Source organism: Aromatoleum evansii, assembly GCF_012910805.1.
In the GTDB taxonomy this organism is placed as follows: Bacteria; Pseudomonadota; Gammaproteobacteria; order Burkholderiales; family Rhodocyclaceae; genus Aromatoleum; species Aromatoleum evansii.
Window position 1 is genome coordinate 1 of sequence record NZ_WTVK01000056.1, and the last position, 15,029, is coordinate 15,029.

Sequence of the window (15,029 nt, forward strand, 5' to 3'; positions counted from 1 at the left end):
AAACCGCCCATGCTCATCATCGGTGCCATGATGCGAAAGCTCGTTCATGTCGCCTTCGGCGTGCTCAAATCGGGAAAGGCTTTCGATCCCGCTATACATGGCGCTTGACCCGGATAACAGTATCTACGGACGGCCCCCGTCGAGCAACGGAGCAATCGAGTAAGCTTGCCGTTCCGCCAGCGCATTCGCATCGAGGTCGAGAATTGACGGATCGTTCTGCAGCCCCCTCCGGCATCGTCGGCATCCTGCTCGCCGCCGGGCAGGGCTCGCGCTTCGGCAGCAACAAGCTCTGTCATCCACTCCCCGACGGCACGCCGGTCGCGCTGCGCAGCGTGCTGAACCTGCGCGAGGCGCTCGGCGAGGTGCTGGCGGTCGTGCGTCCGGAAGATGCGGTGTTGCGTGCACACTTCGATCAGGCCCTCATTCCCTACGTGCAGTGCGCTGACGCGGGCGAGGGCATGGCGGCCACGCTTGCCTGCGGGATTCGCGAGACGCACGAGGCTGCGGGCTGGGTCATCGCGCTGGGCGACATGCCCTACATGCGGCCGGACACGGTCGCTGCGGTCGCTGGGAGGATCTGCGACGGCGCGTTGCTCGCCGCGCCGTTCTTTCAGGGCCAGCGCGGCCATCCGGTCGGCTTTGCGGCGGCGCTGCGCGACGAACTGTTGGCGCTGGAGGGCGACGAAGGCGCGCGGCGCGTGATCCTCGCGCACAAGGAGCAACTGCGCCGCATAGACTGCGACGACCCGGGCATCCTTGCCGACATCGACGTGCCGGCTGACGTGCGTCCCTGAGGCACGCCGCGACGGGTCAGTCGTCCAGCAGCGCCTCGGTCAAGGCAGCAGGACTGGCGAACGCGCGCCAGTGCGTCGCCATTTCCTCCGGCACCAGGCTGCCGTAACCCCAGGTCGCCGCGAAGAACGGGAGCTTGTTCGTGTCGGCCGATTCACCGTCCTCGCTGCGATCTCCGACGTAAACGGAGACGTGATCCGGGATGTCGTGGTCGGCCATCAGCCGCGCGATCATCGCCGCCTTGGTCGGCAGGCGCGGCTCGAAGAGATCCAGCGCGTACACGGTCTTGAAGTAGTCGCTCCAGCCGAGGTGGTCGAGGATCAGGCGGGTCGGATGCAGGCGCTTGTTGGTCGCGATCGCGAGCGTGCGGCCGCTCGCCGCGAGGCGTTGCAGCATCTCGCCGACGCCCGCATAGGCCGCGGTCTCCCGGTAGCCGGTCGTGTCGTAGCTCGCCTTGAAGTGGGCGGCGAGTTCATCAATGACCTGCGGGTCCTTTGTTCCGGCGAGTATCTGCAGCGTCTCGATCAGCGGCGGGCCGACGATGGATTCGTCGATCGTCACGGCCGGCGCACGGCCGGCGGCGGCGAAGGCCTGGCGGTAGCTCGCGAGGATCGCCGGGGCGGAGTCGATGAGCGTGCCGTCGAGGTCGAAGAGGACGTACTGGAAGCGGGGCATAAGTAAGGGGGCGTCTGCGGTCAAGGCGGCATTTTACGGTGCTTCTCGGGGCGATGCGGCGATGTCCGAACCTGTCTCGCCGGAAAGGCGCTTCCCTTTTTCGCCCTGCGATTCGCGCGTGCCATGCGAGATTGGCGTGGGGGATTGCTGTGGGAGCTTCAGCCGCGAGTCGGCGGTGTTGCGCGCAATGCGGCCTCTTCCCGGCTGAAGCCGCTCCCACGGAGCTTGTCCCGCAATTTTGCGGCTTCGCGACTCAGAGAACCGGGAGTTTCTCCGCCGGCACGCGCTTGGGCCGGAACTGTCGCGTGTCGCGGTAATACGCAGCCGACTCGTTCTCTCGCGTCACGCCCGGAATTCCAAGCAGCGGCAGCGGTGCCAGTTCGCGCGGCGTGCGCAGCAGCCCGGCATCGAGCAGTTGCGCGGCGAGCCACGCGTCCGTTTCGGTCTGTCGTTCGGCGGCGGGGCGCGCCAGCCACCCCGCATCGACGACGCGGTACAGCGCCTTCGCGCACAGCCCGAAGAAAGGTTCGCGCAGCTGCTCCCAGGTGCCGTGGCCGAAGACCATGAAGCGGGTACTCGCGATCAGCCGCGCGCGCCGCGTCCAGAACGCATCTTCCCATGCATGGGCGGCGAGAAAGGCGGGAATCTCCGGGTCGCTCGACACGACGACGATGCCGCATTCGTCGAACTGGGTCAGCGCATCGCGCCGCGGCCCGCGACCGGGTAGTCCGGCCGCCGTGCGTGCGTCGCGCTCGCGGCGATGGAGGATGTTGCAGGCGGATTTCGCGCGCGGCCAGACGCACCACGCGAGCGCGTTGAAGAAGTCGTGCCAGTCGTCGGCGCGGGTCGGCACCTCGCCGGTGGCGAAGATGTGCTCCTCGTAGGCGAGGGCTTCGGCGGGTGGCCGGACGAAGCGGATCGGCTGCCCGGCCCCGCTCGCGGTGCCCGGCGCGACTTCGCGCAGCAGCGCGTCGAGCTGCGCGGTGCCGGGAAGCTCGGACGCGGTGAAGCGTTCCAGCAGCGCCGCGATCGGTTCGAAGAGCGCGCGGACGGCCAATGCCGCGGGGGGCGATTTCCCTGTGGGAGCGGCTTCAGCCGCGAATGGGCTGAGCAGAGGGAAATGCCGCCGATTCGCGGCTGAAGCCGCTCCCACGCAAAGCTCAGGCCCGCAGTTCGCGCGCGTGTCGTGGTCGGGTCCGGCCGTCACCGATCTCCTGTATTACTTCATGCTGATGCGTTTCACCCCGGCGACGAAGCGGGCCAGAGTGGTGGACAGCACGCCGCGCGGGATCGTTATCTCGATCAGCTGGAAGCGGCCGCGCGTGGCGATCGCTTTGTCGAGCGCTGCCTTCAGTTCGGCCCGCGTGGACACCCGCACGCCGTCGCCGCCGAGGCCCGCGGCCATCTCCGCGAATCCCCAGTGGCCGAGGTCGTTGAAGCCCGATTCCGGCTGGAAGGTGCGCAGCATCTCCCAACTCGCGTTGTTGAACAAGAGCACGATGGGGTCCCAGCCGTAGCGCTTGCAGTTGCCGAGCTCCCAGCCCGTCATCTGGAAGGCGCCGTCGCCGACCAGGATCAGCGGGCGCTGGCCGCTGGTCGCCTGAAGGCCCAGCCCCGCGGGCACGCCGAAGCCCATCGTCGCGTAGTAGCCGGGGGCGAGCAGCGCCGTCTGTTCGATCTCCATTGCGGTGAACAGGCAGTCGCCGATGTCGGAGGCGATCGGAAGCTTGCCGTGTTCGGCGAAGAGGTCGTTCACGGCCTTGGCGATGTCCGTCGGAGCGATCGTTTCGGCATCCGCGACGAGGCCCCTCGGGTACTGGTGCGGCGCAACCGAGAAGGCCTTGTCGGCGCTGGCCTTCACGCGTGCGAGCATCTCGTCCACGAGTTCCGCGAGCGGGATGTTGGCGTACATGTGGTAGCCCAGCGTGACCTGGCCGTTGTGTGCCTGGATGGTCTTGCGCAGGTCGATACGGGTCTCCGACACCGCGAAGTTCGTGTCCGAGATGATCTCGCCGAGCAGGAAGAGTCCATCCGAGCCTTCGACGAGTTGCGTGACGTCCGGCAGTCCTGCGACGCCCATGTAGGTGCCGACCAGCGGCGCATCGCAGTCGGTGAGCAGGCCGCGACCCATGAAGCTGGTGACGACCGGCAGGCCGAGGCGGCGCGAGAGGTCGGCGACCTTCTCCTCGAGGCCGAAGCGGCGCACCTCGACGCCCGCCATCAGGACGGGAGTCTTCGCGACGTCGAGCCGGCCAAGGATCTCGTCCACACAGGCAGCCAGCGCGTCCCGGTCAATCGCTCGTGGCGCCTCGCGGACGACTGGCGCGCATTCCTCGCGCACCATGTCGCGCGGGATCTCGATATAGACCGGTTCCGAGTTGCGCAGGCAGCTGGCGAGCACGCGGGCGATGTCGGCCGGCGCGCGTGCGGCGTCGTCGAGCTTTACCTGGTCGCAGGTGATCTCCTTGAAGATCTGCAGTTGCGAGTCGAGCGTCTTGGCCTGATGGTGCAGCAGCAGGCCCGAGCTCGCCTCGCCCTTGCCGGGGCCGCCGGAGATCACGACGACCGGCGACTTCTCGGCGTACGCGGCCGCGACGGCATTGACCATGTTGAACGCGCCCGCGCCGTAGGTGACGGCTGCGACGCCGAGTCCGCCGCGCATGCGCGCGGTCGCGTCCGCCGCGAAGCCGACCCCCGGCTCGTGCGAGAGCGTGTACAGCGGCAGGATCTGCGATTCCTCGATGATGCGGAAATACGGCAAGGCGAAGTCGCCGGGGATACCGAAGATCTCATGGGCGCCATGGTCCTTGAGCGCGTGCAGCAGGGATTCGACCAGGTTCATGGGTTGCTCCTCCTATGTGTTGTTGTCGAGCATTATTGCGCGCACCTTGCGCACATTGCGTTCGTTATGTGCGCATAATTGAGTATTCCGTGCACGAAATTCGTATGAGGACAAGAAACGATGCAACAGATCGTCGTGGATAAGTTCGACCTGCAGATTCTCGATGCGTTGCAGCGCCGCGGCAACGCCACCAACAGCGCACTCGGGGAGGAGATCCATCTCTCGGCCTCGCAGATCAGCCGGCGCATCAGCCGCATGGAACAGGGCGGCATCATCGCGTCCTACGCGGCGCTGCTCGATCCTGCCGCGGTCGGGCTGGACGTGTCGGCTTTCGCGCAGGTGACGCTGGAGCGGCACGGCGAGTCGCGCAGCGATGCCTTCGAGCGCGCCGTGGCGGCGCTGCCGGAGGTGGTGGCGTGTTTCTCGGTGAGCGGGGATGCCGACTACGTGATGCACATCGTCGCGCCGGACCTGGTGGCATTCTCCGACGTGATGATGAAACGCATCATGCGCCTGCCGGGACTCGCGCACCTGAAGACCAACATCGCGTTGAAGAAGGTGAAGCAGACGAGTGTGCTGCCGCTCGATCACATCATGCACGCGCCGCAGCCGCGGCGGCGGATGCAGTTCGCGTCCGCCTAGCCGACCCAGTGGCGCACGCGCCCGGTGTCGAGGTGCACGAAGTCCGACTCCGGGTAGTAGCCTACGCCGCCCGCTTTCAGTGCAAGCGCGGCGTCGCGCAGCGCGGCGGTGTCGAAGCCGGGGACGCGCACGTCGATCGCGCGGCCGTCCATGTGCAGGCTGCGCGTGGCGACGCCCTTGCCGTCGGCCTTGTGCAAGCGCTCGTTGGTCGCCGGCGAGCGGAAAGCCGAGATGATTTCGAAACTTTCTCCACCGCACGCCGTCCCCAATGTATGGAGAATATCGAGCAGGCGGGGGTCGATGCGGGCGACATCCCCGGTGCGGAAGTCGCGCATCAGCCAGTCGATCCGCTCGAGCGCCGACGGTAGGTAGATCCCGCCGCTGCGGTAGACGACGCGCAGGCTCTCGTCGGTATGCGTGTGACGAAAGCATAACTCGCAGTCGGGTTCGTCGAAGCTTGCCTGTGCCGGGCCGAAGTTCAGGCCCAAGGGCAGGGTGGCAAGACCTTTCAGCAGGAGCCGGCGGTGCGCGGCGGTGCGGAGGTGTTTCGACATGGAGATGCGGGAAGTGAAGCAACCGGAGAAGGGCGCAATCGTAAACCGGGCGGCACGACTTGGGCTGGTGATCGGGCGGGTGTTACAAGTTATCGCGTTGGTCCTGGTCGTGGCCGCCGGGATGCCAAACTCGGTGGCCGCGGGGGAAGCCGGCGACGAGCTGGTGCGGCAGGCCCTGCGCGATCGCATCGTCGCGCTGCGCAACAACGGCGAGTTGCGCCCAGCTGGCGGGGAGATCGCCGCGCGCAGGCTGATCCCCGAGTTCTATGCAATCCGCGACTACGCACCGGTCTGGAGCAACCCGGATCGCCGGCGTGCTCTGCTGCGGGCGGTCGACGACAGCGCGAGTCACGGCCTCGATCCGTCGGATTACCAGTTCGACCTTTTGCGCACCCTCGCCGATGACGGCGTACGCGATGCCGGCAGGCTCGCCGACCGCGATCTGTTGTTCACCGAAGCGCTGCTCAGGCTCGTCTATCACCTGCGCTTCGGCAAGGTCGATCCGCGCGAACTCTACGAGGGGTGGAATTTCTCGCGCTCGCTGGGGGCGGTCGAGCCGGTGCAGGCGCTGGAGGCGCTGGTCCGCGCCGAGCCGCTGGGCCCCGCGATCGAGCTCTATGCGCCGCGGCTGGAAGCCTACCGTCAGCTGCGCGCGGCCTTGCTGGCGTACCGGGCGATGGAAGTGCTGGGCGGTTGGCCGTCGGTCCCCGCCGGCGCCACGCTGCGGGCGGGCGACCGCGATCCGCGGGTCCCGATCCTGCGCGAACGGCTCAAGGCGAGCGGCGACCACCTGCAGCCACCGCCGCATGATCGCGAACTCTTCGACGAGGCCTTGCGCGAGTCGGTGGTCGCGTTCCAGGCACGCCACGGACTCGAGCCGGATGGGGCCGTCGGGCGCAGGACGTTCGCCGCGCTGCACGTCGACGTCCGCCGCCGCATCGACCAGATCCGCGTCAATCTGGAACGCCTGCGCTGGATCGCACAGGACGTTGCCGGCGACTACCTCCTCGTGAACATCGCCGGCTTCAATGCACGCCTGTACCTGGATGGAAAACTCGCGTGGCAGTCGCGCGTCGTGGTCGGGCGGCCCTATCGCAAGACGCCCGCGTTCCGCGCCGAGATGCAGTACCTCGTGTTGAACCCCGAATGGGTGATTCCGCCGACGATCCTGAAGGAGGACGTGCTGCCCAAGGTGGCCCGCGAGAGCGGATATCTCAGGGAGCACGACATGCGTGTCGTCACGAACGCGGGGAAGGATGTCGATCAGCGCGAGGTCGACTGGACGCGCTACCGCGAGGGCGGCTTCCCGTACCAGATCGTGCAGGCGGCGGGGCCCGACAATCCGCTCGGCCGGATCAAGTTCATGCTCCCCAACCCCTACTCGGTGTACCTGCACGACACGCCGACAAAGAAACTGTTCGAGCGTAGCGAACGGGCTTTCAGCTCGGGCTGCATCCGGCTCGAGCGACCGATGGAACTCGCGGTGCTGCTGCTCGACGACCCTGTGCAGTGGACTGCCGAGGCGCTGGAAGGGGAGATCGCTAAGGGCGAGACGCGCAACGTTCAGATCGGCCGAAGGGTGCCCGTGATGATCCTCTATCACACGGCCGAGGTCGGCGAGGACGGACGCACCTATTTCCACCCCGACCTGTACGACCAGGATACCGCGGTGCTCGAAGCGCTCGGGCGCCCGTTCCGCTTCGGCGCGGTCGGGCGCAGCAGGTCGGCGAAGTAAGCCCGCAACAGGCAGCCACTCCGTCAGGTCGGCTTCACAAGGTCCGCGATCACCGCGCCGAGGAAGCGGCCCGCCTCGCCGCCCGTCACGACACGATGGTCGAAGGTGAGGCTCAGCGGCAGCACGCGATGCACCGCCGGCTTGCCGTCGAACGCGACTACCGCCTCATGCACGCGGCCAGCCCCGAGGATCGCCACCGTGGGCGGCACGACAATGGGTGCGGCGTACTTGCCCGCGATCATGCCGAAGTTCGACAGCGTGATCGTATTGCCTCGCATCTCCTCGGCCGGAATCTTGCGCGCCGCGACGTCCACGCGCATGCGGTCGAGCCCGGAACGCAGGTCCGCCGCATCGCGGTTCGCGACGTCGCGCAGCACTGGCACGAAGAGCCCGTCGGTGAGGTCGACGGCGATGCCGACGTCGATCTTCTTGAGCACGCGCCGTCCCATCGTGTGGCTCTCGTACCAGGCGTTGAGGCCGGGCTCGGCCTTGCAGCCGGCAACCAGCGCACGAATCAGGCGGATCGTGATGTCGGTGCCGGCCGGCCAGGCATGAATGTCGGCGTCGTCGATCACGGTCGCTGCGGCGACCTCGTTCTGCGCAAGCGCCATGTTCTGCGCCATCGCCCGGCGCACGCCGCGCAGGATCTCGGGCGGGCCCACTTCGGCGAGGATCTTCGCGACGCGCTGCACGTCGGCGAGCGTGATGAGCCCGTCGGGCCCGGATGGCGTGACCATCGACAGGTCGACGTTGAGCTGCCGCGCCTGCGCGCGCACTGCCGGGGTCGCCTTGATCGCCGCGGCCGGCCGCCCGACCGCGGCGGGCGCCTCCTGCTGCACATTCGTGCCGACCTTCACCTCGCCGACTACCGTGCCGGCATCGGCATCGCCCGCGGCGCCTTCGAAGCCGATCAGCGGCGCACCGACCTGCACGATCTGGCCCGCCGCGCCGAACAGCTTCTCGATGCGTCCGTCCCACGGGGCGGGAATCTCGACGATGGCCTTTGCCGTCTCGACCGACAGCAGCGGCTGGTCGGTCTTCACCTCGTCTCCCGGCTTGACGTGCCATTCGACGATCTCTGCTTCCTGCAGTCCTTCGCCCAGGTCGGGCAATTTGAAGATCTTCATGCGCCCTCCAGCGTTTTCCTGACCGCCGCGACGATGCGCTCGACGCTCGGCATGTACTGGTGTTCGAGTCGCGACAGCGGCACCACGACGTCCCACGCCGTGACGCGCTGCACGGGGGCGAGCAGCGAATACAGCCCGTGCTCGGCGAGGTTCGCCGCGATCTCGGCGCCGAAGCCGCCGGTGCGCGTCGCTTCATGCACGATCACGCACCGCCCCGTGCGCGAGACCGATTCGAGGATGGTCGTCATGTCGAGCGGCTTCAGCGTCGCGACGTCGATCACCTCGGCCATCACCCCTTCCTGCGCGAGTGCCTCGGCCGCGGCCTGGGTTTCGTTCAGCATCGCGCCCCAGCTCACCAGCGTGACGTCGGTGCCTGCGCGCAGCGTGAAGCACACGTCGAGCGGCAACGCCTCGCCATCGTCCGTCACTTCCTGCTTGAACAGGCGGTACAGCCGCGTCGGCTCGAGGAAGATCACCGGGTCCGGGTCGCGGATCGCAGCCAGCAGCAGGCCGTAGGCACGCGAGGGCGAGGAGGGGATCACGACGCGCACGCCCGGCAGGTGGGCGAACAGGGCCTCGGGGCTCTCCGAATGGTGTTCCGGTGCATGGATGCCCGCGCCACAGGGCGAGCGCACGACCAGCGGGCAGGACAGCCGGCCGCGCGTGCGGTTGCGCAGGCGGCCCGCGTGGTTCCAGATGTGGTCCATCGCCGGGTAGATGAAGCCGGAGAACTGGATCTCTGCGACGGGCTTCAAGCCCTGCGCCGCCATGCCGATCGCCGTGCCGACGATGGCGGTTTCGGCGAGCGGCGTGTCGATGACGCGCTCGGGGCCGAAGCGGTCCTGCAGCCCGACCGTCGCGCGGAATACGCCGCCGTTGATGCCGACGTCCTCGCCCAGCACGACCACGGATGGATCGTGCGCCAACTCCCAATCCAGGGCGCGATTGATGGCCTCGACCAGATTCAGTTCAGCCATGGCTGCCTCCTCCGTCGTGCGATGCAAACCACTGCGCCGCCTCGCGCTGATCCTGCAGGGCGGCCGGCAGCGTCGCGTACAGGTGATCGAACATCGCCACCGTGGTGGGAGGCGGAATCGCCAGGTAGGCCTCGACCGCGGCATTGACCTGGTCAGCGCATTCCTTGAGCAGCCGCTCTTCCTTCCCCGGGTCCCACGCGCCGATGCGCGCGAGGTAGTTGCGCAGCCGCCGGATCGGCTCGTTCGCCCATTGTTGCTGCACGGTGTCCGCATCGCGGTAGCGGGTTGCGTCGTCGGCGGTGGTGTGGTCCCCCAGGCGGTAACTGATCGCCTCGATCAGGGTCGGCCCGCCGCCCGCACGCGCCTTCTCGACGGCCTTGCGTGCGGCGTCATGCACGGCGATGACGTCGTTGCCGTCCACCTGCACGCCCTCGATGCCTGCCGCGATGGCCTTCTGCGCGAGCGTCGGCGTCACGGTCTGGTGCTCGCGCGGCACCGAGATCGCCCACTGGTTGTTGTTGATGACGATCAGCAGCGGGGCGCGCCATACCGCGGCAAAGTTCATCGCTTCGTAGAAGTCGCCCTTGGATGTCGCGCCGTCGCCCAGGAAGCAGGCCGCGACGCGCGCCTCGCCGCGCAGCCTGAAGGCATACGCGACGCCGGCCGCATGGCACACCTGCGTGCCGATCGGCACGCAGATCGGGAAGTCCTCGCGCGGCACCGCAAAGTCGCTGCCGCGCTCGTCCCCGCCCCAGTACAGCAGGCTCTCGGCCATGGTCACGCCACGCATGAACTGGGCCGCGTGGTCGCGGTAGGACGGCACCAGCACGTCCTCCTTGCGCATGGCGCCGGCGACGCCGACGCCGATCGCCTCCTGGCCGAGCGCAGAGGCGAAGGTGCCGATCTTGCCGGTGCGCTGCAACGCGATCGCCTTGGTATCGAAGGCGCGCGTGAGCTGCATCGCGCGGTAGAGGGGGATCAGATTGGCGGGATCGAGCGCGAAGGCGGGAAGTTCCTGCGTCGCCCCGCCCTCCGCATCGAGAAACCGGGTGAATTCGACTTCGAACCGGGCAGCGATAGCCATGGCCAGTCTCCTCGTTCGTCGTTTTTCTTGACCCTGTCAAGTTTCAGTCTAATGCATGCCTGCTTTCGGACGCGCGGCGATGGCCCGTCCCGGAGGAAAGACGTCACGCCAACGCAGAGATTCGACGCGATGCGGTACTGCGGCGATGGCGCGCCCGATAAGTCGACCGTCGCCGCGCACGGCAGTTTCCCGCTCATGGCGCGATCTACAAAACCGCGAAATGACGAGCATTTCCCAGCCTCTTCATGACGTGACGCTGGGGCGATGTAGATAGAATGTGATACGTGGCTATTGGTGGGCGTGCGATTGGCTTCACGGCGCCAATCGCACGGCGCGCGGGGTTCGGCCCCGCGGCAGCCCGAAATTTTCTTGCCCTTGCATCGGGCGAAGGTGGAACGAAATGCTGCGGACTTCCGATATCAAGATCTGGGTTCGACTGACTGCGTCGATCTGGGCGCTGCTCATCGTCGTCTGGGCGGGAATGATCTTCTGGGACAGCCACAACAGCCGCAAGCTCGCGGTCGAGCAGGCGATGGACTTTTCGCTAAGCATGCACGACTCGGCGCTCGCCGGGCTGACGGCGATGATGATCACCGAGACGATGCACAAGAAGCACGTGCTGCTCGACCAGATCAGCCATCTTGCAGCAATCCGTGAGCTGCGCGTGGTGCCGGGCGAGCTGGCGCGCGAGGGCGTCGAAAGCTCCAAGGACGAGGGCAAGCCGCGCAACGACCTCAAGCCGAACGAGCTCGAGGCGCAGGTCCTGCGGACAGGCGAGCCCTACATCGAGGTCCGCGAGGACGACAAGGGGCCGTACCTGCTGGCGATCCGTCCCACGAAGAACGTCACCAAATACCTCGGCAAGAATTGCGTCGAATGCCACGACGCGCCGGAGAACGCGACGATCGGGACGATCGGCATCAAGATCTCGCTCGACAAGATGCATGATGCGATCACGGCCAAGCGGCTGGAGTCCTTGGGCATCGCGCTCGTCGCGAGCCTCGTGGTCCTTGTCTTCATCTGGTCCTTCATCCGGGGTGCCGTCACCGGGCCGCTGGAGCGCATGGTGGCGGGCCTGCGCGCGATCGTCTCGGGCGAGGGCGACCTCACGCGCCGCCTGGACGTGCGCGGGAGCGACGAGATCGGCGTTGCCTCGGCGGTGTTCAACGAGATGATGGCCAAGATCGCAGGATTGGTGCGCCATGTCGGCGAATCGGCGGCGCAGGTGTCGAATGCCGCGGCCGAGTTGGTCGTGCGTGCCGATCAGGTCGTCGCGTCGTCGCAGAACCAGAGCGCAACTTCCGCAACGACGGCCCAGGCGGTCGAGCAGATGGTAGCGAGCATCGCCACGGTCGCCCGCAGCGCCGAGGAAGTGCGCAAACTGTCGCGCGAGAGCCTGCGCCGGTCGGACGAGGGCAACGCCAGCCTCACGACGCTGGATGAACGTGTCGGGATGGTGGAGACCACGGTGCGCGACATCGCCGATTCGGTCGGTCAGTTCGTGTCGAGCACGACAGCGATCACGCATATCACCAGCGAGGTCAAGGAATTGGCCGAACAGACCAACCTCTTGGCACTCAACGCGGCCATCGAGGCGGCGCGGGCTGGCGAGCAGGGCCGAGGCTTTGCGGTCGTCGCCGACGAGGTGCGCAAGCTCGCGGAGAAATCGGCGTCTTCGGCCAACGAGATCGACGCCATCACGCACACGCTGGGCAAGCAGTCCGAGCAGGTCACGCGCGCGATTGCGGACGCCATGGATCACATCGCCACCAGCCGCGAGTCTATGATGACGGTGAATGGCGTGCTTGCCGCCGCCAGCGAATCGGTGGCCGCCGTCGGACACGGCCTGGACAACATCGCGGCGGCGACGCAGGAGCAGGAGCGGGTGAGCGCCGACGTCTTCTCGGGCATCGAGACGATCAAGCAGATGGCGCAAGGCAACAGCGAGGCGGCAAGCCAGACGGCGGCGGCAGCCCGCAACATGGGCGCGTTGGCAGGGGAACTGCAGGGGGCGGTGGGCCGCTTCCATACCTGATCGCCGGCGCCCGTCCGGCATGGGGAGGAGAGGGCGATGAGCGACGGGTTCGGTTTTGCGGACGATCTCGGTCCGGCGAAGATCATCCATGTCCATGAACCGGGCATCGACCTGAAGGCGGTTCTGGTGGTCGACAACGTCGCCAGCGGACCCGCGATCGGCGGTGTGCGCATGGCGCCGGACGTGAGCACGGAAGAATGCTTCCGGCTCGCGCGCGCGATGACCTACAAGAATGCTGCGGCGGGCCTGCGCCATGGCGGCGGCAAGGTCGTGCTCTACGGGGACCCGCGAATGCCGCGTCCCGACAAGGAGCGCCTCCTCCGCGGACTTGCATGTGCGCTGCGCGACATTCGCGACTACATTTTCGGTCCCGACATGGGTACCGACGAAACCTGCATGGCCTGGGTGCGCGACGAGATCGGCCGGGCCGTGGGCCTGCCGCGCGAGCTCGGCGGCATTCCGCTCGACCAGATCGGCGCGACCGGCTGGGGCGTCGCCCACGCGGGCGAGGTGGCAGCCGCAGCCTGTGGCCTCGACCTTGCGGGAGCACGCGTGGTGATCCAGGGCTACGGGGCGGTCGGTCGGCACTCGGCCCATTTTCTCGTGCAGAAGGGGGCCATCGTCGTAGGCGCCGCTGACTCGGCTGGGGCGCTCTGGGACCCGCACGGAATAGACCTTGCCGTGCTGGACGTGCTCAAGGCCGAAGGCCGGTCCGTGCTCGACTATCCGGGTGGGCAGAAAGGTGCAGCGGACGCCGTGATCGATGTCGAATGCGACATCTGGATTCCTGCCGCGCGTCCGGACGTGGTGCACGAAGACAACGTCGGGCGCTTGCGCACGCGGCTCGTGCTGCAGGGCGCGAACATCCCCTTCACGCGCGCAGCCGAGGAATACCTGCATCGCAAGGGCGTCCTGTGCGTCCCGGATTTCATCGCGAACGCGGGCGGAGTCATCTGCGCGGCAGTCGAATACGCGGGCGGGAGCCAGGCCACCGCGCTGGCGACAATCGCGGAGAAGGTGCGCGAGAATACGCGCGCGGTGATCGAGGCCGCGTCGGCACAATCGATACTGCCGCGCGAGGCGGCAATCGGACTGGCGACGGCACGGATCCGGAAGGCCATGTCCTTTGGTCGGTGGCGTCCGGCGTGAACGGAGCGCCGGAGCCAGGAACAGGTATTGGAGTCATGGATGGGATTAAACGCTGAGTATTCGCCAGTCGCGCCCGAGCGCAAGGACGTCGACGCGCTGAAGGATGCGACGGTGCTGGAGTTCGGGACCGGATGGTGTGGCTTCTGCCGCGGGGCGCAGCCGCTGATTGCGGAAGCCTTCGCGGCTTATCCGCAGGTCCGTCACCTGAAGATCGAGGACGGCCCCGGCCGACCGCTGGGACGATCATTCCGGGTGAAGCTGTGGCCGACGCTGGTCTTCCTGCGTGACGGCGTCGAAGTCGCGCGTATCGTGCGCCCCGGCAGCGCCGCGGAGATCACCGAGGCGCTGCGAGAGCTGCAAACGGCACCCGCGAAGGAGTAGGGGCGCCTCCTGCGTCAGTCAGCGGCCCGGTATGCGGAGGTCGATGCGACCGTCGCGCGTCGGGGGGCACCAGTAATAGCCGCCCGTGACCGGCTGGCTGAAGCGGAACAAGGCATCGACGATGCCGTCGTCGAGCCCGGCCATGCGGCGGAGTTGCGCCTCGAACGCGTCGAACGAGTGCCCGAACGCGACGAACACGAGCCCGGACTGCGTACCGTCCGACCAGGGCATGGAGCGACGCAGCACGAAGGCCTCCGGGTCGAAGCTCTCCTGTGCGGTACGCTTCACGTGGGCGGACGCGGGTGCGTCCTCGAGTTCCTCGTTGTCGCTCTTGCGCCGGCCGATGATGTGGTCCTGCTCGTTTCCCGGCAGGCGCTCGAAGTGGTCGAGATCGTGTCGCCAGTGCTGAATGGCGGCGAAGCTGCCGCCGTGCAGCGCGTCGGCACCCGACGAGGTGAAGGCGACGGCCATCGCCTCGTCGCCTTCGGGGTTCTCCGTACCGTCCTCGTAGCCCGTCAGGTCGAGCCCGCTGCCGTAGCGGAAGGCGTCCGTCGCCTGCACCAGGCGCAGGGCGGGGGCGAGGGCCGCCTCGACGCGGCGGCTGCGATGCAGGAGTTCGCCGCGATCGTCTCCGCGCAGCCAGCACCACATGCCGTGCTGGGTCGAGGGGATATCGACCGGGCTGCCGCCCAGGGTCGGGAAAGGGCGCAGGCCGTCGATATGGCCACCCGCGGCGCGGACCAGCGATTCGCCAAGGCCGATGACGGTGGCGTCGCCATCGGCCAGCGGCGCCAGCCGGTTCAGCGCATCGGGCAATTGGGCGACCGACTCCAGGGCGAAGAAGAGGTGGCGTGCCAGGGCTGGCACCGACTTCATGATTCCGGACTGGTGTCGGGGCGTGTCGGGGGTCTTGTCGTGGGTCATGTCGTCTCCCGGTGGGACAAGGAAAGGAGGCGCGGCGACGCGGGCACGCGCATGCTGCCGGCAAGAGTAGCGCATTCGACGGGCGTCCTGTAAGGCGCACCGCACGCCGCAC

At 67.6% G+C, this 15,029-nt stretch carries 14 protein-coding genes and 1 pseudogene; 7 read left to right on the forward strand and 8 right to left on the reverse strand.

Translation table 11 applies throughout. The features are described 5' to 3' along the window. A pseudogene (locus GO615_RS28985) lies at positions 1-108 on the forward strand (IS110 family transposase); the annotation flags it as partial. Between the two features lie 95 nt (positions 109-203). Then, the gene (locus GO615_RS22035; RefSeq protein ID WP_169132031.1) at positions 204-794 is read left to right on the forward strand and encodes a nucleotidyltransferase family protein; all 591 of its coding nucleotides are present in this window, start codon (positions 204-206) and stop codon (positions 792-794) included. Positions 795-810: 16 nt separating this feature from the next. On the opposite strand, the gene GO615_RS22040 is transcribed toward GO615_RS22035, so the two are convergent. The 3 genes from GO615_RS22040 to ipdC form a co-directional block, all read right to left on the reverse strand. Further along, positions 811-1,467, reverse strand: a complete 657-nt coding sequence (locus tag GO615_RS22040) for an HAD family hydrolase (protein ID WP_169132032.1) — start codon at positions 1,465-1,467, stop codon at positions 811-813. 253 nt (positions 1,468-1,720) lie between these two features. After that, positions 1,721-2,524 carry a DUF3025 domain-containing protein gene (locus tag GO615_RS22045; protein WP_246262409.1) on the reverse strand — a complete coding sequence of 268 codons (804 nt, stop codon included), beginning with the start codon at positions 2,522-2,524 and terminating at the stop codon, positions 1,721-1,723. Positions 2,525-2,686: 162 nt separating this feature from the next. Next, positions 2,687-4,309: an indolepyruvate/phenylpyruvate decarboxylase gene (ipdC, locus tag GO615_RS22050; protein WP_169132033.1), complete on the reverse strand. Its 1,623-nt coding sequence runs from the start codon at positions 4,307-4,309 to the stop codon at positions 2,687-2,689. A 120-nt stretch (positions 4,310-4,429) separates the two neighbouring features. On the opposite strand from ipdC, the gene GO615_RS22055 reads away from it, so the two are divergent. Beyond that, entirely contained in the window at positions 4,430-4,951 is a 522-nt protein-coding gene (locus tag GO615_RS22055) for an Lrp/AsnC family transcriptional regulator (protein WP_169132034.1), read from the forward strand. On the opposite strand, the gene GO615_RS22060 is transcribed toward GO615_RS22055, so the two are convergent. After that, on the reverse strand, positions 4,948-5,505 hold the full coding sequence (locus GO615_RS22060) for a YcbK family protein (RefSeq protein ID WP_169132035.1): 558 nt from the start codon (positions 5,503-5,505) through the stop codon (positions 4,948-4,950). The genes GO615_RS22055 and GO615_RS22060 overlap by 4 nt on opposite strands. Between GO615_RS22060 and GO615_RS22065 the strand changes: the two genes are divergently transcribed. Continuing rightward, entirely contained in the window at positions 5,504-7,240 is a 1,737-nt protein-coding gene (locus tag GO615_RS22065; protein WP_246262410.1) for a L,D-transpeptidase family protein, read from the forward strand. The two genes, GO615_RS22060 and GO615_RS22065, sit on opposite strands and share 2 nt — an antisense overlap. 23 nt (positions 7,241-7,263) lie before the next feature. Here the strand turns inward: GO615_RS22065 and GO615_RS22070 are convergent, their stop codons facing one another. From GO615_RS22070 to pdhA, 3 genes are read right to left on the reverse strand one after another with little or no spacing between them, the layout of a single operon-like run. Beyond that, positions 7,264-8,367, reverse strand: coding sequence for a dihydrolipoamide acetyltransferase family protein (locus GO615_RS22070; protein WP_169132036.1), 1,104 nt, complete (start codon positions 8,365-8,367; stop codon positions 7,264-7,266). Continuing rightward, a complete protein-coding gene (locus GO615_RS22075; protein ID WP_169132037.1) occupies positions 8,364-9,344 on the reverse strand; it encodes an alpha-ketoacid dehydrogenase subunit beta in 981 nt (326 codons plus the stop codon). The genes GO615_RS22070 and GO615_RS22075 overlap by 4 nt, the downstream gene beginning before the upstream one ends. Next, positions 9,337-10,428, reverse strand: coding sequence for a pyruvate dehydrogenase (acetyl-transferring) E1 component subunit alpha (gene pdhA / locus GO615_RS22080; protein WP_169132038.1), 1,092 nt, complete (start codon positions 10,426-10,428; stop codon positions 9,337-9,339). The genes GO615_RS22075 and pdhA overlap by 8 nt, the downstream gene beginning before the upstream one ends. A 400-nt stretch (positions 10,429-10,828) precedes the next feature. Here pdhA and GO615_RS22085 point away from each other — a divergent pair, with 400 nt between their 5' ends. Genes GO615_RS22085 through GO615_RS22095 form a run of 3 tightly spaced genes read left to right on the forward strand, consistent with a single transcriptional unit; the run spans position 10,829 to position 13,993 of the window. Next, entirely contained in the window at positions 10,829-12,463 is a 1,635-nt protein-coding gene (locus GO615_RS22085) for a methyl-accepting chemotaxis protein (protein ID WP_169132039.1), read from the forward strand. 36 nt (positions 12,464-12,499) lie between these two features. Continuing rightward, positions 12,500-13,612, forward strand: coding sequence for a Glu/Leu/Phe/Val family dehydrogenase (locus GO615_RS22090; protein WP_169132040.1), 1,113 nt, complete (start codon positions 12,500-12,502; stop codon positions 13,610-13,612). A 39-nt stretch (positions 13,613-13,651) separates the two neighbouring features. Beyond that, positions 13,652-13,993, forward strand: a complete 342-nt coding sequence (locus GO615_RS22095) for a thioredoxin family protein (RefSeq protein WP_169132041.1) — start codon at positions 13,652-13,654, stop codon at positions 13,991-13,993. A gap of 18 nt (positions 13,994-14,011) precedes the next feature. Here the strand turns inward: GO615_RS22095 and GO615_RS22100 are convergent, their stop codons facing one another. After that, positions 14,012-14,917, reverse strand: a complete 906-nt coding sequence (locus GO615_RS22100) for a Dyp-type peroxidase (RefSeq protein ID WP_169132042.1) — start codon at positions 14,915-14,917, stop codon at positions 14,012-14,014. Positions 14,918-15,029 lie beyond the last annotated feature (112 nt).